At 74.1% G+C, this 18,418-nt stretch carries 18 protein-coding genes; 14 read left to right on the top strand and 4 right to left on the bottom strand.

The features are described 5' to 3' along the window. Positions 1 to 7 precede the first annotated feature (7 nt). Positions 8 to 544 carry a M23 family metallopeptidase gene (locus tag O2V63_RS16795; protein ID WP_269168689.1) on the bottom strand — a complete coding sequence of 179 codons (537 nt, stop codon included), beginning with the start codon at positions 542 to 544 and terminating at the stop codon, positions 8 to 10. 322 nt (positions 545 to 866) lie between these two features. Between O2V63_RS16795 and rpsB the strand changes: the two genes are divergently transcribed. From rpsB to O2V63_RS16750, 9 genes are all read left to right on the top strand, one after another. Next, the gene (rpsB, locus tag O2V63_RS16790) at positions 867 to 1,871 is read left to right on the top strand and encodes a 30S ribosomal protein S2 (protein ID WP_269168688.1); all 1,005 of its coding nucleotides are present in this window, start codon (positions 867 to 869) and stop codon (positions 1,869 to 1,871) included. Between the two features lie 124 nt (positions 1,872 to 1,995). Next, complete coding sequence (gene tsf / locus O2V63_RS16785) at positions 1,996 to 2,811, top strand: translation elongation factor Ts (protein WP_269168687.1); 816 nt, start codon at positions 1,996 to 1,998, stop codon at positions 2,809 to 2,811. A 161-nt stretch (positions 2,812 to 2,972) separates the two neighbouring features. After that, the gene (pyrH, locus tag O2V63_RS16780; protein WP_063124227.1) at positions 2,973 to 3,734 is read left to right on the top strand and encodes a UMP kinase; all 762 of its coding nucleotides are present in this window, start codon (positions 2,973 to 2,975) and stop codon (positions 3,732 to 3,734) included. 94 nt (positions 3,735 to 3,828) lie between these two features. Beyond that, complete coding sequence (frr, locus tag O2V63_RS16775) at positions 3,829 to 4,386, top strand: ribosome recycling factor (RefSeq protein ID WP_166755318.1); 558 nt, start codon at positions 3,829 to 3,831, stop codon at positions 4,384 to 4,386. A gap of 20 nt (positions 4,387 to 4,406) precedes the next feature. Continuing rightward, a complete protein-coding gene (locus O2V63_RS16770; RefSeq protein WP_269168686.1) occupies positions 4,407 to 5,636 on the top strand; it encodes a phosphatidate cytidylyltransferase in 1,230 nt (409 codons plus the stop codon). A 94-nt stretch (positions 5,637 to 5,730) separates the two neighbouring features. Further along, positions 5,731 to 6,375: a TrmH family RNA methyltransferase gene (locus O2V63_RS16765; protein WP_269168685.1), complete on the top strand. Its 645-nt coding sequence runs from the start codon at positions 5,731 to 5,733 to the stop codon at positions 6,373 to 6,375. Positions 6,376 to 6,696: 321 nt separating this feature from the next. After that, positions 6,697 to 8,136, top strand: a complete 1,440-nt coding sequence (locus O2V63_RS16760) for a hypothetical protein (protein ID WP_269168684.1) — start codon at positions 6,697 to 6,699, stop codon at positions 8,134 to 8,136. Positions 8,137 to 8,230: 94 nt separating this feature from the next. Then, positions 8,231 to 9,409, top strand: coding sequence for a 23S rRNA (adenine(2503)-C(2))-methyltransferase RlmN (gene rlmN / locus O2V63_RS16755; protein ID WP_269168683.1), 1,179 nt, complete (start codon positions 8,231 to 8,233; stop codon positions 9,407 to 9,409). A 2-nt stretch (positions 9,410 to 9,411) separates the two neighbouring features. Next, positions 9,412 to 10,119, top strand: coding sequence for a VIT1/CCC1 transporter family protein (locus tag O2V63_RS16750; protein WP_269168682.1), 708 nt, complete (start codon positions 9,412 to 9,414; stop codon positions 10,117 to 10,119). A gap of 69 nt (positions 10,120 to 10,188) precedes the next feature. Here the strand turns inward: O2V63_RS16750 and O2V63_RS16745 are convergent, their stop codons facing one another. Continuing rightward, positions 10,189 to 10,509: a DUF2631 domain-containing protein gene (locus O2V63_RS16745; protein ID WP_269168681.1), complete on the bottom strand. Its 321-nt coding sequence runs from the start codon at positions 10,507 to 10,509 to the stop codon at positions 10,189 to 10,191. A 172-nt stretch (positions 10,510 to 10,681) separates the two neighbouring features. On the opposite strand from O2V63_RS16745, the gene dxr reads away from it, so the two are divergent. From dxr to O2V63_RS16720, 5 genes are all read left to right on the top strand, one after another. Next, positions 10,682 to 11,914, top strand: coding sequence for a 1-deoxy-D-xylulose-5-phosphate reductoisomerase (dxr, locus tag O2V63_RS16740; RefSeq protein WP_269168680.1), 1,233 nt, complete (start codon positions 10,682 to 10,684; stop codon positions 11,912 to 11,914). Then, the gene (locus tag O2V63_RS16735) at positions 11,851 to 13,305 is read left to right on the top strand and encodes a M50 family metallopeptidase (protein ID WP_269168679.1); all 1,455 of its coding nucleotides are present in this window, start codon (positions 11,851 to 11,853) and stop codon (positions 13,303 to 13,305) included. Before dxr ends, O2V63_RS16735 begins: the two co-directional genes overlap by 64 nt. Positions 13,306 to 13,323: 18 nt before the next feature. After that, a complete protein-coding gene (gene ispG / locus O2V63_RS16730) occupies positions 13,324 to 14,478 on the top strand; it encodes a flavodoxin-dependent (E)-4-hydroxy-3-methylbut-2-enyl-diphosphate synthase (RefSeq protein WP_036339862.1) in 1,155 nt (384 codons plus the stop codon). Positions 14,479 to 14,515: 37 nt separating this feature from the next. After that, entirely contained in the window at positions 14,516 to 15,367 is an 852-nt protein-coding gene (locus O2V63_RS16725) for a GNAT family N-acetyltransferase (RefSeq protein WP_269168678.1), read from the top strand. Between the two features lie 73 nt (positions 15,368 to 15,440). Beyond that, entirely contained in the window at positions 15,441 to 17,375 is a 1,935-nt protein-coding gene (locus O2V63_RS16720; RefSeq protein WP_269168677.1) for a penicillin-binding transpeptidase domain-containing protein, read from the top strand. Here O2V63_RS16720 and O2V63_RS16715 read toward each other — a convergent pair. Together O2V63_RS16715 and O2V63_RS16710 are read right to left on the bottom strand one after the other, a co-directional pair. Further along, the gene (locus O2V63_RS16715) at positions 17,372 to 17,809 is read right to left on the bottom strand and encodes a ferritin-like domain-containing protein (protein WP_269168676.1); all 438 of its coding nucleotides are present in this window, start codon (positions 17,807 to 17,809) and stop codon (positions 17,372 to 17,374) included. The genes O2V63_RS16720 and O2V63_RS16715 overlap by 4 nt on opposite strands. Before the next feature lie 87 nt (positions 17,810 to 17,896). Then, entirely contained in the window at positions 17,897 to 18,400 is a 504-nt protein-coding gene (locus O2V63_RS16710) for a hypothetical protein (RefSeq protein WP_269168675.1), read from the bottom strand. Positions 18,401 to 18,418: the final 18 nt, after the last annotated feature.

Below are 18,418 nucleotides of genomic sequence, written 5' to 3'. Positions count from 1 at the left end.
GGTGGGCTCAGTGCCACGGGAGCAGTCGCACCCGCGGCGGACGCAGCAGTGCCAGCGGGTCCAGGTACGTCTCGCCACGGCGCAGGCCCCAGTGCAGGCAGGCGTCCACCGGGCAGCCGGCGTGCCCGCCCACCAGCACGCCCAGCGGGGAGCCGCGGGCCACGGACTGACCGGCGGCCACCCCAGCGGTCACCGGCTCGTACGTCGTCCGCAGCCCGTCGGCGTGGTCGACGCTGACCACCGGCCGGCCGGCGACCATCCCGGCGAAGGCGACCACCCCGTCGCCGGCGGAGAGCACCTGTCCGTCCACCGCGCCCGTCAGGTCCACCCCGCGGTGCCCAGCCGCGTACGGCGTCGCCGGGGCGTCGAAGGGCCGACCGACCGTGGGTGCGCCCGGCAGGGGCCAGTCCCAGAGCCCGGAGGCTGGTGCCGGTGCGGGGGTGGACGCGTCCGGCGCGGCGGTGGGGGTGGCCGATGCCGCCGGCAGGCCGGTCAGCAGGACGGCGACGACCAGTGCGGCGAGCGGAGTGCGGCGTGGGGACACCCGCCAGAGGTTGCCGCCGGACGCCGCCGAGCGGAGGTGCCGGCGCGAGGTCGTGGACGTCCGGGGGCCCTGGGGACGACCCGGTCGGACCGCGGTCGCCCAGGGCGTATGCTCGTCGATGCGGTCCGCCTCCGGCGGATCGACTTCGCGTGTCCTCTTCCCGCTGCTGCAGCGGGGCAGTCGTCACCTCGGTCCCGCCTCCTGGCGGGTTTCGGTGGCGCAGCCGGACACCAGGGCGGCGCACCTCCCGGTGCGTCCGCGACAACCGAGCAGCGCGGCGTCGGCCCCGGCCGCCCGCGCACGAGAAGGAAGGCGGCGCCACGTGGCAGTCGTCAGCATGAAGAACCTGCTCGACAGCGGGGTCCACTTCGGGCACCAGACCCGTCGCTGGAACCCGAAGATGAAGCGGTTCATCTTCACCGAGCGCAACGGCATCTACATCATCGACATCCAGCAGACGCTGGGTTACATCGACCAGGCCTACGAGTTCGTGAAGCAGACCGTCGCCCACGGCGGTTCGATCATGTTCATCGGGACCAAGCGCCAGGCGCAGGAGGTCATCGCCGAGCAGGCGACCCGGGTCGGCATGCCCTACGTGAACCAGCGCTGGCTGGGCGGCATGCTCACCAACTTCCAGACCGTCTACAAGCGGCTGGAGCGCCTCAAGGAGCTCGAGGACCTCGAGCAGACCGGCGCACTGGTCAGCCTCTCCAAGAAGGAGCAGCTGGTCCTCTCCCGCGAGAAGGCCAAGCTCGAGCGCTCCCTGGGCGGCATCCGCGACATGAAGAAGGTCCCCAGCGCCGTCTGGATCGTGGACACCAAGAAGGAGCACATCGCCGTCGGCGAGGCCCGGAAGCTGGGCATCCCCGTCGTCGCGATCCTCGACACCAACTGCGACCCGGACGAGGTCGACTACAAGATCCCGGGCAACGACGACGCCATCCGCAGCACCGCGCTGCTGACCCGCGTGATCGCCGACGCGGTCGCCGAGGGCCTGATGGCCCGCTCGGCTGCGCAGGCCAACGCCGGTCGCAGCGAGGACGGCGCCGAGGCCCCGGCCGCCGCCGAGCCGCTGGCCGACTGGGAGCGTGAGCTGCTGACCGGCGGCACCGCTGAGGCGGCCGCTCCGGCCGCCGAGGCCGTTCCGGCCGTCGCCCCGGCGGCCGAGGCCGCCCCGGCGACCGAGGCTGCCCCGGCTGCCGCCACTGAGCTGCCCGAGACCCCGGCCGCACCCCCGGCCGTCACGGCCGACGAGGTCGCCCCGGTCGAGGGCGTCCCCGCCACCGGTGACCAGTCCACCGGCACCCAGGGCGCGCAGAACGGCTGACCGGTCGGCGCCGCTCCTCCCCGCTCGTGCGGGGGAGGGCGGCGCCGCCGTCTGCCCGGCCCCAGGCCGGCACCTCACCTCGCGGGGTCCGCGCCCCGCACCACCACCGATCAGAGGAAGTGACATGCCTGCTTTCACCGCAGCCGACGTGAAGCGTCTCCGTGACGCCACCGGCGCCGGCATGATGGACTCCAAGAAGGCCCTGACCGAGGCCGATGGCGACTACGACAAGGCCATCGAGTTCCTGCGCGTCAAGGGCGCCAAGGACGTGGGCAAGCGCCTGGAGCGCTCGACCACCAACGGCGTGGTCGTCAGCCGCGACGGGGCCCTGCTCGAGCTCGACTGCGAGACCGACTTCGTCGCCAAGAACGCCGACTTCGTCAAGCTCGCCGAGCGCCTGCTCGACCTCGTCGTCGCCGAGAAGCCGGCCGACGTCGACGCACTGATGGCCACCCAGGTCGACGGCCAGTCGGTCGCCCAGCTCATCGAGTCGGAGTCGGCCCGCATCGGCGAGAAGCTGGTGCTCTCCCGGTTCGCCGTCTTCGAGGGCACCACGGCGGTCTACCTGCACAAGCGGGCCACCGACCTGCCCCCGGCCATCGGTGTCGCCGTGCAGTACTCCGGCGGCGACGCGGACGCGGCGCGTTCGCTGGCGATGCACATCGCCGCCGCACGTCCCCGCTACCTGACCCGCGAGGAGGTCCCCGCCGACGCCGTGGAGACCGAGCGCCGGGTCGCCGAGCAGACCGCGAAGGAGGAGGGCAAGCCCGAGCAGGCGATCACCAAGATCGTCGAGGGGCGGGTCAACGCCTACTTCAAGGACTTCGTCCTGCTCGAGCAGCCCTCGATCACCGAGCCGAAGCGCACCGTCAAGCAGGTCATCGCCGACGCCGGCCTGACCGTCGACCGGTTCGCCCGCTTCGAGGTCGGCCAGGCCTGAGCTGTACCTCCGAGGCCTGAGACCGCTCAGCCCACGGAGATCCACCGGCCCCGTTCTCACCAGGACGGGGCCGGTGGCCTGTCCGGACCCGCCGGGACGCCCGCGCACGCCCGCCAGATGCGGCAGGATCGATCCATCCGACACCGAACCGAGGAACGCCCGTGACCGCTCTGAAGTCCGCGCCCACCGCCTTCGCCCCGCTGGACGGGTCCGGCTACAGCCGGGTCCTGCTCAAGCTCTCCGGTGAGGCCTTCGGTGGCGGCAAGGTCGGGGTCGACCCGGTGATCATCCGCACCATCGCCGAGCAGCTGGCCGCCGTGGTCGGCTCCGGGACCCAGGTCGCGGTCGTCGTCGGTGGCGGCAACTTCTTCCGTGGCGCGGAGCTCTCCCAGGCCGGCATGGACCGCGGTCACGCCGACTACATGGGCATGCTCGGCACGGTGATGAACTGCCTGGCCCTGCAGGACTTCTGCGAGAAGGCCGGGCTCGAGACCCGGGTGCAGACGGCCATCACCATGGGGCAGGTCGCCGAGCCCTACATCCCGCGCAAGGCGATGCGGCACATGGAGAAGGGGCGGCTGGTCATCTTCGGGGCCGGCGCCGGGATGCCGTACTTCTCGACCGACACGGTCGCCGCACAGCGGGCCCTGGAGATCGAGTGCCAGGTGCTGCTGATGGCCAAGAACGGCGTCGACGGCGTCTACGACGACGACCCGCGCACCAACGCCGCGGCCACGATGTACTCGGACCTGGACTACGGCACGGTGCTGGCCAAGCAGCTCAAGGTCGCCGACGCCACGGCCATCAGCCTCTGCATGGACAACCAGATGCCGATCGTCGTGTTCAACCTGTTGCGCGACGGCAACATCGCCCGCGCGGTGGCAGGTGAGAGGATCGGCACGCTGATCAGCGCCCAGCCCTGACCGGGCCGGACGTCGATCGGGGCGGCGCACGCCGGGTGCCGCCCCATCCGCACACCGCACAGACCCCGGCAGCTGCCGCAGGAGGAGAGAACCCGTGATCGACGACACCCTGCTCGACGCCGAGGAGCGGATGGACAAGGCCCTGTCGGTCGCTCGCGAGGACCTCGGTTCCGTTCGCACCGGCCGCGCCGCGCCGTCCATGTTCAACAAGATCTTCGTCGACTACTACGGCGCGCTGACCCCGGTGCCCCAGATGGCCTCGATCACCGTGCCCGAGGCGCGGATGGCGGTCATCAAGCCCTACGACGCGACCCAGCTGCAGGCGATCGAGAAGTCGATCCGCAACTCCGACCTGGGCGTCAACCCCACCAACGACGGGTCGCTGATCCGGGTGGTCTTCCCCCAGCTGACCGAGGAGCGCCGGCGGGACCTGGTGAAGATGGCCCGGTCCAAGGGCGAGGACGCCAAGGTCTCGATCCGCAACGTCCGCCGCCGCGCCAAGGAGGAGCTGGACCGGATCAACAAGGACGGTGAGGCCGGGGAGGACGACGTGCGTCGCGCGGAGAAGGAGCTCGACGACCTCACCGCGGCGCACGTCGCCAGCATCGACGAGGCGATGAAGAACAAGGAGACCGAGCTCCTGGACGTCTGAGTCGACCTCCCGACGCTGCCGTGACCCGCGACCCGCACCGCCCCGAGCCCCTCGGCTCGGGCCGTCAGCCTGCCCGCAGCCGGGCCGGGATCGCCGACGGCCCGGGCGGCAAGGGGGAGGGGCCGGCCCCACGGCAGGACCCCGACACCGGACCGCTGGTTCGGATCGACCAGCCGCCGGTGCCGCCGCGACCCGCGGTCGGACCCCGCGGCCCGCGCCCCCTGCCGGTCGCGGGGCCGGAGACCAACGACCTGCGCCGGGACGACGAGCGCCGCGAAGCCGTGCCGATGCAGGTCGGGCCGGCGGTCGAGGCGCGGGGTCCGGGAGCCGGCCACGAGAACGCGCCCGCCGACGCCCCGCTCACCGCGGTGCCCGATGCCCTGGGTGCCGAGGTCACCGGGGAGCCCCCGCAGGACACCCCGAGTGGCGCAGCGCGGGCCGTCGGGCGGGCCGGGCGGGACATGGCCGCCGCGGTCGGGGTCGGGCTGGCGCTCGGAGCGGTGGTCTTCGCCACGCTGCTGCTCTGGCGGCCCTCCTTCCTCGCCGTCGTCACCGCCGCCGTCCTGATCAGCGTCTTCGAGCTCAGCGGGGCGCTGGAGAAGGGCGGTCATCGGCCGCCCCGCACGCCTGTCCTGGTGGGGGCGGTCGCGATGGCGGCCCTGGCGTGGACGCGCGGCCCCTCGGGGCTGGTCATCGCCTTCCTGCTCACCGTCTTCGCCGTGCTGCTCTGGCGGCTGGGCGACGGCCCGGTCGGTTACCTGCGCGATGCGTCGGCCGCGGTCTTCGTCGCCCTCTACGTGCCCCTGCTGGCCGGGTTCGCCGTCCTCCTCCTGGCGCCCGACGACGGTGCCGCCCGGGTGCTGACGTTCATCGGCACGGTGGTCTGCAGTGACGTGGGCGGCTTCGCTGCGGGCGTGCTGTTCGGGAAACACCCCCTGGCTCGCACGGTCAGTCCGAAGAAGTCCTGGGAGGGGCTGGCCGGGTCGGTGGCGGCCTGCGTGCTCATCGGCACGCTGCTGATCACGCTGGTCTTCGACGGGCCGTGGTGGGGTGGCGTGCTGTTCGGGGTCGCCATCGCGGTCACCGCGACCCTGGGCGATCTGGGGGAGTCCCTGATCAAGCGAGACCTGGGGATCAAGGACATGGGCGACCTGCTGCCCGGCCACGGCGGTCTGATGGACCGGATGGACTCCCTGCTCCCCTCGGCCGCGGTCGCGTGGCTGATCCTGTCGATGGTCGCGCCGGTCTGAGCCCGCGGCGGTGACGGACGGGACGACGGGCCGGGCGACGGACGCCCGGCCGACAGACGGCGAGCCCACGGACGACGGGCACACAGACGACGAGGTGCCCGGGCCGACCGAGTGGGGTGGGTCGGTCGGCGTCGGCCCGTGGGTCGGTCCCTGGCCGGCCGATCCGCGGTACGACCGTGAGCTGCTCGCCGAGGGCGATCGGCGCAACGTGGTGGACCGCTACCGGTACTGGCGGTTGGAGGCGGTGGTCGCCGACCTGGACCGACGGCGGCACCCGTTCCACGTCGCCATCGAGAACTTCGAGCACGACCTGAACATCGGCACGGTGGTGCGCACCGCCAACGCCTTCCTGGCGGCGGAGGTGCACGTGATCGGCCGGCGCCGGTGGAACCGGCGGGGCGCCATGGTCACCGACCGCTACCAGCACCTGCGCCACCACCCGGAGGTGACCGGGCTGCTGGAGTTCGCGGCGGCCGAGGACCTGACGGTGGTGGCGGTGGACAACGGCCCCGGCGCCGTTCCGCTGGAGACCGTCTCCTTGCCGCGCCGCTGCGTCCTGTTGTTCGGACAGGAGGGTCCCGGGCTCACCCCAGCGGCCCGGGACGGCGCCGCGCTCACGGTGTCGATCGCCCAGTTCGGCTCGACGCGGTCGCTGAACGCCGGGGTCGCGGCAGGGATCGCGATGCACACCTGGGTCCGGGAGCACGCCGACCTCAGCGCCGTGCGGAAGCGCGGCTGATCGGCGAGGCCGAGCGCAGTGTGACCGGGCGATCACGCCGCGCCTAACGGATGGGCGCGATCCTCTCCGGCAGCATGGCCGTTCGGGTCTGGTGTCCGGGCTCGGCCGCGAACGGTGGCCGAGGCGGCGACCGGCCGGGGAGGAGTGGCCGTGGCGTCGGGCCCACCGCGAGGTGACGAGTCGTTGCAGGAGCAGGCGTCCGCGGCGGCCGTGCCGGCGGGCGGGCCGGACGAGCTGGTTGCGGCAGGCCCCGGACCTGGCGCTCCCACGGCCAGCGACGCGGCGACCGAACGGCCGGAGGCCGAGCCTCCGGAGGTCGAGGTGCCGGAGGTCGAGGTGCCGGAGGTCGAGGCTCCTGTGGTCGAGGTGCCGGCGCTGGACAGACTGGCCGTCGACGAGTCGGCGGACCGCGCGCCGGCCGAGCACGGACAGATCGATCAGTCGCCGTCCGACGCTGCTGCGTGGGACGAGGCCTGGCTGCCGCAGTGGGTCGACGTCGCACCCGTGGCAGTGCCCGCGCGGCCGTCGGCGGACGCCTTCCCCGAGCCGGCCATGGCGCCCGGGCCTCCGCTGCTGCCCGATCGGCAGCACCTGGTCCCGGGGGCGTCCGCGGAGCTGGTCGCTGCCCTGGCCGAACTGGAGGAGGCCGAGCGCAGCGCCGAGCGGGAGCGCCAGGCGCAGCTGGCCGCCTGGGCTGCCGACATCCAGGCTGCGGAGGCGCTGCCCGCGCCCACCGATGCCGGCGCACGCGGCACCGTTCCCGGTGGCGCGCTCCCCGCCGTCCGCACGCCGCCGACTGCTGCTGGCCGGCGGCGGTACCGCGTCCTCCTCCCAGCAGCGGTGCTCGTCGTCGCCGGTGTCGTGGCCGGCTTCACCCTTCCCGGCGGCTCGGACGGCGCGGGCCCCTCGATCGCGGCAGTCCAGCGGGACACCGACGAGCGGGCTGCGCCGACGACCGCGAACCGGTCGCCCGCGACTCGCGTGAACGGGCTGGCTGCGCTCGGCGCCGGCGCCGGCGACGTGGACCCCCCGGTCGCCACGGCCCCGACCGGGTCGCCGAGCGCGGCTGCGACACCCGGCCCTCGGGCCGCATCGGTCCCGGTGGCCACCTCGTCGGCCCGGGGCCGCACGTTCCGTGTGGTGGCGCCGCGGTCCGGCGTGCAGCCGGGCGGCCCCGCGGGCTCCGCCGTGCAGGCGGTGACCCCGCTGCCGGGCCCTCCGGCGCTGCCCGCCCCGATCGTCCCCGCCCCGATGGTCCCCGCCCCGATCGGCCCGGGTCCGATCGAACCGGCCCCCATCGACCCGGTCGGGAACCCGACGGCGCCGGACGGCGACTGCCCGGCGACCGTGCCCGAGGACGGCCAGACCCCGGACGAGGGCACCGACCCGGACGTCCCCGTCGACGCTCCCGTCCTGGGCCCGGCGTGCGCCCCGGTGGACCCCGATCCGCGGGAGCCCGATCCCGAGGGCACCGACCCCGGCGGCGAACCGGAGGCCCCCGCCGGACCCGGGGACGGATCGTCCGGCGATGGCGAGGTGGTCCCGCCGGTCGTCGACCCCGGGCCGCCCCCCGCCCCGAGCCCGACGGCGACCCCGACCGAGACCTCGCCGCCGACGACCACACCGCCGACACCGACGACCACGCCGTCGACGACCACGCCGTCGACGACCACGCCGTCGACGACCACGCCGCCGACGCCCACGCCGTCCGGCGCGCCCGACCCGTCGGCGACGCTGGCCGAGGCTCGCGGCCGCAGCTGACGGGCGCGGCTCCTCCCCGGACTCCTCCCGGGGAGCCATGTCACCCCCGCTGGGCCACCTCCAGCGGCCCGGTGGTGGGAGCATGGACCCCGCCATGACTGTCTTGCCCCTGGTCTTCGAGGCCCCCCGCCGCACCAAGCCGCCTCGGCACCTCGCCGACCTGACCCGGGCGGAGGCCCGCGCGGCGGTCGTCGAACTGGGTCAGCCGCCGTTCCGCGCCGATCAGCTGGCCCGGCACTTCTACGCCGGGGTGACCGATCCGGAGCAGATGACCGACCTGCCGGCCGCGTCGCGCGCGGAGCTGGCCGAGGCGCTGCTGCCGGGGCTGCTGACCCCCGTCCGGCACCAGTCCGCCGACGGCGGCCGCACCCGCAAGACGCTGTGGCGCCTGCACGACGGGGCCCTGGTGGAGAGCGTGCTCATGCGCTATCCCGAGCGCGCCACCGTCTGCATCTCCAGCCAGGCCGGCTGCGGCATGGCCTGCCCGTTCTGCGCGACCGGCCAGAGCGGCCTGACCCGCAACCTCTCCGCGGCCGAGATCATCGGTCAGGCGGTCGCAGCGGCGGCGGCGATGGCGAACGGCGAGATCCCCGGCGGACCCGGCCGGCTGTCCAACGTCGTCTTCATGGGCATGGGGGAGCCGCTGGCCAACTACGCCCGGGTGCGCAAGACGCTCGACGCACTGCTGACCCCGGCACCGCACGGGCTGGGCCTGGCCCAGCGCTCGGTGACCGTGTCGACGGTCGGTGTGGTCCCGGCGATCCGCAAGCTCACCGAGGAGGGGCTCAACGTCACCCTGGCGGTCAGCCTGCACGCCCCCGACGACGAGCTGCGCGACGAACTGGTGCCGATCAACACCCGCTGGAAGGTCGACGAGGTGCTGGGCGCCGCCGACGACTTCGCCCGCCGCACCGGGCGCCGCTACTCGATCGAGTACGCGCTGATCCGGGACATCAACGACCAGCCGTTCCGGGCCGACCTGCTCGGGAAGCTGCTGGCGAAGCGGCTGGCGCACGTGAACCTCATCCCGCTCAACCCGACCCCGGGCAGCAAGTGGGACGCCAGCCCGCTGCCCGCCCAACGGGAGTTCGTCGCCCGGCTGCGCGCTGCCGGCGTCCCGACCACGGTCCGCGACACCCGCGGCTCCGACATCGACGGCGCCTGCGGTCAGCTGGCCGCCGCCGATCAGGTCGACGGGGTGCCGAGCGTCGCCGTCCCGGTCCCCACCGTCGAGGACGCCGTCCCGCTGGGAGCCGAGGCGGACCAGGACTGACCGTGTCCCCCGACGCGGAGGCGCACGAGCACAGTCACGCCGACGTCTCCGGCGGCTGGCTGCGGGCCGCCGTCTTCGGCGCGATGGACGGTCTGGTGACCAACACGGCCCTCGTGGCCGGGGTCGGCGCCGGCGGTGCCGCGGCGCAGACGGTCGTGCTCTCCGGCGTCGCGAGCCTCGTCGCCGGGGCCATCTCGATGGCGCTGGGCGAGTACACGTCGGTGACCACCCAGAACGAGCAGCTCGAGCTCGAGGTCGCCAAGGAGCGCGGGGAGCTGGAACGCAACCCCGAGGGGGAGCGGCACGAGCTGGTCGCGCTGCTGCGCGCCGGCGGGGTGGACGACGACCTCGCCGAGCGGGTGTCGGTGCAGCTGTCCCGGGACCCGGAGACGGCGCTGCGGTTGCACGTCGTCGCGGAGATGGGGCTGAGTCCGGAGGACACCCCGTCGCCGAAGGTGGCTGCGGTCTCCTCGTTCGTGACCTTCTCGGTCGGCGCCGCCGTGCCGCTGCTGCCCTACCTGTTCGGGCTGGACCTGCTGTGGGTGGCGCTGGTGTGCGGTGGCGTGGGCCTGGCGGTCGCCGGTGCGCTGTCCGCGCGCTTCACCCCGCGGCCGTGGTGGTGGTCGGCGCTGCGCCAGCTGCTGTTCGGGGCGTTGGCCGCCGGTGCGACCTATCTCATCGGCAGCGCGATCGGCGTGGCCGTCAACTGAGCCACCGGGACGAGAGAGGCCCGCTCCCCGGTCGGGGAGCGGGCCTCTCTCGTCCGGCTGGCGAACGGGCTAGCGGGAGCGCCAGGCGTTCTTCCGCCGGCGGACGTCCCACAGCAGCATGACCACGAGCGTGAGGACGAAGCCGAGGATCCACAGGTTCTCGACCTGGCCGTCGTGGTTGCCGAACAGCAGGGCCAGCAGGGCCAGCACCATCAGCCAGCCGGTGATCCGGCCGACCCGGCCCGACTCGGCGTGCCAGCCCCAGTCCGCAGGGTGCTCGTCGTGGACGGGTGCCTCACCTGCGCGGACGATGCCCTCCTCGCGGGTGGACTGCTCGATCACCCGGGCGCTCGTCTGGTGGCCCTGTCCCCGGCCGCTGTGCTCGCTCACTTGGCATCCTCGCTGGCACTCGTCGCCGCGGTCGCGGCACTGCTCTGTCCGACGTGAGGGCGCTCGGCCGCTCACCGGCCATGATGCCAGGCGCGCCCACCGGGCACCCGGCGGGCGCGCCCGGACCGGATGCCCGGGGGCGGGCGGCAGAGAGCTTGGCAGGATCAGGTGCATGAGCGAGCCGCGCAGCACCGAACCCCGGACGGTCACCGTGCTGGGGTCCACCGGGTCGATCGGGCGTCAGGCGATCGCGGTCGCCCGGCAGAACCCGGGCCGGCTGCGGGTCACCGGGCTCGCCGCCGGCGGAGGCGACGTCGCCCTGCTGGCCGAGCAGGCCCTCTCGCTGGGCGTGCGCACCGTGGCCATCGCCCGCGCCACTGCCGCCCAGGACCTGCAGCTCGCCTTCTATGCCGCGGCGCAACAGCGTGGCTGGGCCCAGGGCCGGTACGCGCTCCCGGAGATCCTGGCCGGCCCGCGTGCCGCCGAGGAGCTGGCCGCGCGTCCGGCCGACGTCGTCCTCAACGGGATCACCGGGTCGATCGGACTGCGCCCGACGCTCTCCGCACTCGCTGCCGGGCGCACCGTCGCCCTGGCCAACAAGGAGTCGCTGGTCGCCGGGGGCGCACTGGTGACGGCGGCGGCGGCCCCTGGCCAGCTGGTGCCGGTCGACTCCGAGCACTCCGCGCTGGCCCAGTGCCTGCGCGGCGGCTCTCGGGGCGAGGTGGCCCGGCTGGTGCTCACCGCCAGCGGCGGGCCGTTCCGGGGCCGCAGTGCGGCGGAGCTGGCCGGCGTGACGCGGGAGCAGGCGCTGGCCCACCCCACCTGGGACATGGGCCCGGTGGTGACCATCAACTCCGCGACCCTGGTGAACAAGGGGCTGGAGCTGATCGAGGCGCACCTGCTCTTCGGCGTCCCGTACGCCGACATCGACGTCGTGGTGCACCCGCAGTCGATCGTGCACTCGATGGTGACGTTCGCCGACGGGGCGACGATCGCCCAGGCCAGCCCACCGGACATGCGGCTGCCGATCGCCCTGGCGCTGGCCTGGCCGGACCGACTGCCGGACGTGCAGCCCGCACTGGACTGGTCGACCGCCAGCACGTGGGAGTTCCAGCCGCTGGACTCCGAGGTGTTCCCCGCGGTCCGACTCGCCCGGCAGGCAGGTGAGGCCGGCGGTGTCGTCCCGGCGCTGTACAACGCGGCCAACGAGGAGGCGGTCGCGGCGTTCACCGCCGGTCGCCTGTCGTTCACAGGGATCGTGCAGGTCATCGCGCGTACCCTCGACGCCGCGCCGGACCTCGGCGCACCCACCTGTGTCGAGGACGTGCTGGCCGCTGAGAAGTGGGCCCGGGAGCACGCCCGCGGCGCCATCGACGCGGACAACCCGAGACGGAGCTTGAGCTGAGCGGGTTCCTCCTGACGGTCCTCGGGATCGTCGCCTTCGCCGTCGGGCTGCTGTTCAGCATCGGCTTCCACGAGTTCGGGCACTTCTACTGGGCCCGGAAGTTCGGCATGCGGGTGCCGCAGTTCTTCGTCGGGTTCGGGACGACGGTGTGGTCCTTCCGTCGCGGCGAGACCGAGTTCGGGATCAAGGCGATCCCGCTGGGCGGCTACATCCGGATCGTCGGCATGATCCCGCCGGCCGAGGAGGGCGAGAGCAAGCGCGCCACCCGGATGCGCAGCTTCATCGCCGAGGTGCGCGGGGCGGCCCTGAACGACGTGCTGCCCACCGACCGCGGCCGGGTCTTCTACGCCAAGCCGTGGTGGCAGCGGGTGATCGTGATGTTCGCCGGCCCCTTCCACAACCTGGTGCTGGCGGTGCTGCTCTTCCTGGTCCTGCTGGTGGGCATCGGCCTGCCGACCACCACCACCACGATCGCGGCGGTGCCCGACTGCGTGCTGCCCGCCGGGGCCGCCAGCGCCGCCGCCGCCGACCCCTGCACCGTCCCGATCACGCCCGAGGGGCAGACCTGCGAGGCGGGTGCGGCCGACTGCGCGCTGCCGCCGGCCGGCCCGGCCGCACAGGCCGGGCTGCAGGCCGGGGACACGATCCTGGCCATCGACGGCGAGCCCGTCACCCAGGAGCCCGGCGACGGCTGGGAGGCGCTGGTGGAGACGGTGCAGGCCAGCGCCAGCACCGCGCTGACCCTGACCATCGCCCGACCGGACGGCGGCGGTGCCACCCAGCAGCTCGACCTCACGGTCACCCCGATCGAGAACACCGTCTACACCGACCCCGACGGGGACGGGGAGCCCGACGGCACGCAGGAGGTCGGGTACCTGGGCGTCCAGTCGGCGACGGAGTACGTCGGCCAGCCGCTGAGCTCGCTGCCGGGCTACTTCGGCACCGTGGTGGTCGAGTCGGTCCAGCGACTGGTGCAGATCCCCGAGCGCATCCCGCAGCTGTTCCGGGCCACGTTCATGGGCGAGGAGCGCGACCGCGAGGGGCCGATCGGCCTGGTCGGGGTCAGCCGACTCTCCGGCGAGGCGTTCGCCCTGGAGCAGTTCAGCAACGTGGACAAGCTCAGCTTCTTCGTGTCGCTGCTGGCGAGCGTCAACCTGGTGCTCTTCCTGTTCAACCTCGTGCCGCTCTACCCGCTGGACGGCGGACACGTCGCCGGCGCGCTGTACGAGAAGGCCCGCTCGACCGTGGCCCGGCTGCGCGGGCGGCCCGATCCCGGCCCGTTCGACATCGCCCGGCTCATGCCGGTCGCCTATGCCGTGGCGGGTTTGTTCATCCTGTTGTCCGGCCTGCTCGTCATCGCCGACGTCGTCAACCCGATCACCCTGCAGTAAGTGGGAGACTGACCTACCGTGACCGTCTCGCTGGGCATGCCCGCCTCTCCGCCGCCCGTCCTCGCTCCGCGCCGGAAGACCCGTCAGCTGGACGTCGGGGGCGTCGGGGTCGGCAGCGACTCCCCGGTCAGCGTCCAGTCGATGTGCACCACCAAGACCGCCGACATCAACGCGACGCTGCAGCAGATCGCCGAGCTGACGGCGTCGGGCTGCCAGATCGTGCGGGTCGCGGTGCCCGACACCGACGACGCCGAGGCGCTGCCGATCATCGCCCGGAAGTCCCAGATCCCGGTGATCGCGGACATCCACTTCCAGCCCCGGTACGTGTTCGCGGCGATCGACGCCGGGTGTGCGGCCGTGCGGGTCAACCCGGGCAACATCAAGAAGTTCGACGACAAGGTCGGCGAGATCGCCCGGGCGGCCAAGGACGCCGGCACCCCGATCCGGATCGGGGTGAACGCCGGCTCGCTGGACAAGCGCCTGCTGGCCAAGTACGGCAAGGCGACCCCGGAGGCGCTGGTCGAGTCCGCGCTGTGGGAGTGCTCGCTGTTCGAGGAGCACGACTTCCGGGACATCAAGATCTCGGTGAAGCACAACGACCCGGTGGTCATGGTGCGCGCCTACGAGCTGCTGGCCGCCCAGTGCGACTACCCGCTGCACCTCGGCGTGACCGAGGCCGGCCCCGCCTTCCAGGGGACCATCAAGTCCGCGGTGGCCTTCGGTGCGCTGCTGTCCCAGGGCATCGGCGACACGATCCGGGTCTCCCTCTCCGCCCCGCCGGCGGAGGAGGTCAAGGTCGGCAACCAGATCCTGGAGTCGTTGAACCTGCGCCAGCGCGGCCTGGAGATCGTGAGCTGCCCGTCGTGCGGCCGGGCTCAGGTCGACGTCTACAAGCTCGCCGACGAGGTCACCGCCGGCCTGGAGGGCATGGAGGTGCCGCTGCGGGTCGCCGTCATGGGCTGCGTGGTGAACGGCCCGGGGGAGGCCCGCGAGGCCGACCTGGGCGTCGCCTCCGGCAACGGCAAGGGGCAGATCTTCGTCAAGGGCGAGGTCGTCAAGACCGTGCCCGAGTCGATGATCGTGGAGACGCTGATCGAGGAGGCCATGCGGATCGCCGAGGCGCAGGTCGCCGAGGGCACCCCGTCCGGTCCGCCGGTCGTCTCCGTCTCCTGACCCGCCCGCACCGGTCGACCGAGGACGAGTGGTCCGCGTGCTGCGTTCCTCACCCGCCCGGGTCCTGGACGCCGGCGACGAGGGCGCCGTCCGGGAGCTGCTCGCCACCGACCCGGTCGGCGCCTGCATGCTCGCCGGTCGGGTCGAGACCCATGGCACCGCCACCGCGTCCCTGGGCGCGCCGCTGTGGGGGCTGTACGCCGGTCGCCGACTGGAGGCGGTCTGCCTGGCCGGCGCCAACCTGATCCCCTTCGCCCGACCGGGCACCGAACGGGCCGCGGCGACCGCGTTCGCCGACCGGGCCCGGCGGGCCGGGCGACGGTGCTCGACCGTGGTGGGCCCGGCGGCGGCGGTGCTGCCGCTGTGGGAGCTGCTGGCGCCGTACTGGGGCCCGGCACGGGAGGTACGCGCCCAGCAGCCACTGCTGGCCATCTCGGGGCCGGCGTCGGTGCCGGCCGAGCCGCGGGTGCGCCCGGTCCGGACCGAGGAGCTGGACACCCTGCTGCCGGCCGCCGTCGCCATGTTCACCGAGGAGGTCGGGGTCAGCCCGCTGCGCGTCGACGGCGGCGCCGGCTACCGCGCCCGGGTGGCGGAGATGGTCCACGCGGGTCACTCGCTGGCGTGGATCGAGCGCGGTGAGGTGCTCTTCAAGGCCGACGTCGGAGCCGTCTCCCGCGACGCCTGCCAGGTGCAGGGTGTCTGGGTCTCCCCGCAGCACCGCGGGCAGGGCATCGGGCAGCGGGGCACCGCGGCGGTGGTCGAGTACGCACGCACGGCGATCGCGCCGGTGGTCAGTCTCTACGTCAACGACTACAACCGTGCGGCCCGCGCCGCCTACGAGCGGGTCGGCTTCCAGCAGGTCGGCACCTTCGCCTCGATCTTGTTCTGAACGGCCTGTGAGTCCTGGGGCTGGTGCGGCGAGGAGTTCCGGATCGGCAGCGGACTTCTGCCAGGGTGGGTGGGTGCGCAGCCGACATGGGTCCAGCAGCAGGCGCGGGGCCACCCGCCGGGTGACGACGGCCGGGGGCGCCGCGGTGCTGGTGCTCGCCCCGCTGCTGAGCGGGTGCTCCGGCGACTCCACCGACGACGTCCGCGCCGCCGCCCAGGCCTTCCTCGACGACTGGGCCGCGGGCCGGGCGGATGCAGCCGCCGACCGCACGACCGACCCCGCCGCCGCTGCTGCGCTGCTCGAGCAGACCGCCGCCGACCTGCCCGACGCGACCCTGGCCACCGAGCTGGGCGAGGTGCAGGTCGAGGACGGCGCGGCGACCGTTGCCTGGCAGGCCACCTGGGACCTCGCCGCGGCCCCGGACTGGACCTACGACGCCACGCTGGAGCTGCAGGAGGGCGAGGACAGCTGGGAGGTCGTCGCCGAGCCGGTCGTCGTCCACCCGGAGCTGGCCGACGGCCAGCACCTGGAGCTCGCCCGGTCGCTGCCGGAGCGCGCACCGATCACCGACGGCACCGGCGCACCGCTGTTCGCCGAGACCGAGGTGGTCAACGTCGGGGTGGACACCGCCCAGGTCACCGACCTGCCGGCGCTGGCCGCCGGCCTGGCCGCGGCGACCGGGATCTCCGCGGAGGAGATCACCGCCGACGTGCAGGCGGCCCCGGCCGGGCAGTTCGTCCCGGTGATCACCCTGCGCCGGCCGGACTTCGAGGCGATCCGCGCACAGGTGTACGACCTGCCCGGGGCGGTCTTCCCGACCAGCACCCGGTTGCTCGCCCCCACGTCCCGGTTCGGGCTCGCCCTGCTGGGCCGGGTCGGGGACGCCACCGCCGAGGTGCTGGAGGGCACGGTCGACGCCGACGGCGAGCAGCGCTACGCGGCCGGGGACCGGCTGGGCCTGTCCGGCCTGCAGCTGGCCTACCAGGAGCAGCTGGCCGGCACCCCCGGGTTCACCGTGCGGGTGGTGAGCACCGACGAGGCCCTCGAGGACACCGGGCGGGTCGTCGGCACCGTCGACCCCGTGCCGGGCACCCCGGTACAGACCCCGCTGCTGCCGGCGGTCCAGAACGCCGCCGACGCCGCCGTGGCCACCCAGCCGCTGGCCACCCACCTGGTGGCGGTGCGGCCGGGCACCGGGGAGCTCCTGGCGGTCAGCTCCAACGAGGCGGCCAACCCGGTCAACGCCCTGACCGGGCAGTTCCCACCCGGCTCCAGCATGAAGACGATGACGGCGACGGCGCTGCTGTCCGCCGGCACGGTCACCCCGGAGACGCAGGTGCCCTGCCCGGCCACGACGGTCGTGGAGGGCCGGGAGTTCGAGAACGAGGACCAGTTCGACCTCGGCACGGTGCCGATGACCGAGGCGTTCGCCCAGTCCTGCAACACCACCTTCATCCAGCAGGCGCTCACCCTCCCCGACGGCGCGCTCGCCGCCGCGGCCGCCTCCTACGGGGTGGGCACCGACTGGCAGCTGCCGGTCGACGTCTTCAGCGGAGAGGTGCCCGCCACGAGCACCGGCACGACCGAGGCCGCCGACGCGATCGGCCAGGGCCAGGTGCTGATGAGTCCGGCCCAGCTGGCCCTGGTGGCCGCCGGCATCGCCGGCGGCACCCCGGCCGTGCCCGTGGAGGTCGTGGGGGGAGAGCCGGCCGGGGCAGCCCCCGCCGGGCCCGACCCGGCCGTCCTGGACGCGCTGCGGCCGATGATGCGCCAGGTGGTGCTCGGCGGGACGGCCACCGGGCTGGCCGACCGGGGTGAGGTGTACGGCAAGACCGGCACCGCGGAGTACGGCACCAACACCCCGCTGGACGCACACGGGTGGTTCATGGGCTACCAGCTCGGGGGCCCGGCAGGCGACGTCGCGTTCGCCGTGCTGGTCGAGGGAGGGCAGTCCAGCAGCGTCGCCGTCGAGGTCGCCGACGCCTTCCTCGCCGCGCTGGGCAGCTAGGCCTGCGGCAGGCCGGGGAAGGCGCTGGTCGGTGGGGTGCGGCCGGCCAGGGCGCGCCAGTCGACCGCCCGCAGCTCGGCGGCGCTCAGCGCGGCCACGGCGAGCACGCGGGTGCTGCGCTCGCTCGCCTGGTCCAGCACCCACGTCCACGTCGCGGACGCGCCCTCCTCCAGCACGACCGCGAGTGCTGCGGCGTCGACCGGGGAGAGCACGGGGAAGGGCAGGGTGTGCCCCGGTTCGTCGGCGACCGGCTCGACCTGCCGGGCGCTCAGCAGGGCGACGAGCTGATCGCGGAGGTCCAGGTACGCCAGCTCGCACGCGACGACGGCGTCCCGGGACTCCGGGGGGAGTGCCGCACCGACGACGCCGTAGCCCCAGATCGCCGCGTGCACCGCGGCCAGCGCGTCCTGCAGTGCGGCGTCCTCCGCAGACATGTCCGTCGCGGTGGGCGAGGTCGAGGGTGAGCTGGTGCCGTCAGCCATGGTCGTCCCGTCTCCCGGCTGCCCGTCGCGGAGCAGTGTTCATGCCAACAGTCCGTCCTGGCCCCGCAGGCCGGCCGCGATGCTGCCGAGCAGCGCCGCCCGCCCTCCGGTGAACTCCGGGCAGGCCTCGGCGTGCGCGGCGGCGGACGCAGCGACGACGCCCCGCAGCCAGACGCGTGCCTCCGCTGGATCGGTCGGCGCAGCGGTGCCGCTGGTCGCCGCCGCGGTCGTCCCGGTGTCGCCGGGGGCGGCCGCGCGCAGCCGGTCCAGCTGTGCCAGCGCCTGTGCGGCGAGCGGGGTCAGCGCCGTCACCAGGTCGGGCGCGCTGCTCAACGCCTGGTCGTAGCCGGCCACCACCTCCTCCTGCACCCGGACCTGGACGGCCAGCCGGTCGACCTGTGCCGGGGTGACCGCGTCGGTCACGTCGCCGGAGCTGCCGGTGCAGCCGGTGGAGACCAGCGCCGTGCCGGCGAGGGTGGCGAGCAGGAGGCTGCGTCGGCTGAACGTGCCGGCGGCCGGGGGAGCGGGGAGGGGTCCGGACATCGCCGTCCATCCTGACAG

It is taken from the genome of Modestobacter sp. VKM Ac-2977, assembly GCF_026968045.1.
Taxonomy (GTDB): Bacteria; Actinomycetota; Actinomycetes; order Mycobacteriales; family Geodermatophilaceae; genus Modestobacter.
This window is presented reverse-complemented; position numbering and strand designations above follow the sequence as displayed.

Bases quoted from the DNA above. Each gene is read 5' to 3' on its own strand.
- tsf (WP_269168687.1), top strand. From the start codon at position 1,996: ATGCCTGCTTTCACCGCAGCCGACGTGAAGCGTCTCCGTGACGCCACC.
- rlmN (WP_269168683.1), top strand. From the start codon at position 8,231: ATGACTGTCTTGCCCCTGGTCTTCGAGGCCCCCCGCCGCACCAAGCCG.
- dxr (WP_269168680.1), top strand. From the start codon at position 10,682: ATGAGCGAGCCGCGCAGCACCGAACCCCGGACGGTCACCGTGCTGGGG.
- O2V63_RS16715 (WP_269168676.1), bottom strand. From the start codon at position 17,809: ATGTCTGCGGAGGACGCCGCACTGCAGGACGCGCTGGCCGCGGTGCAC.
- O2V63_RS16710 (WP_269168675.1), bottom strand. From the start codon at position 18,400: ATGTCCGGACCCCTCCCCGCTCCCCCGGCCGCCGGCACGTTCAGCCGA.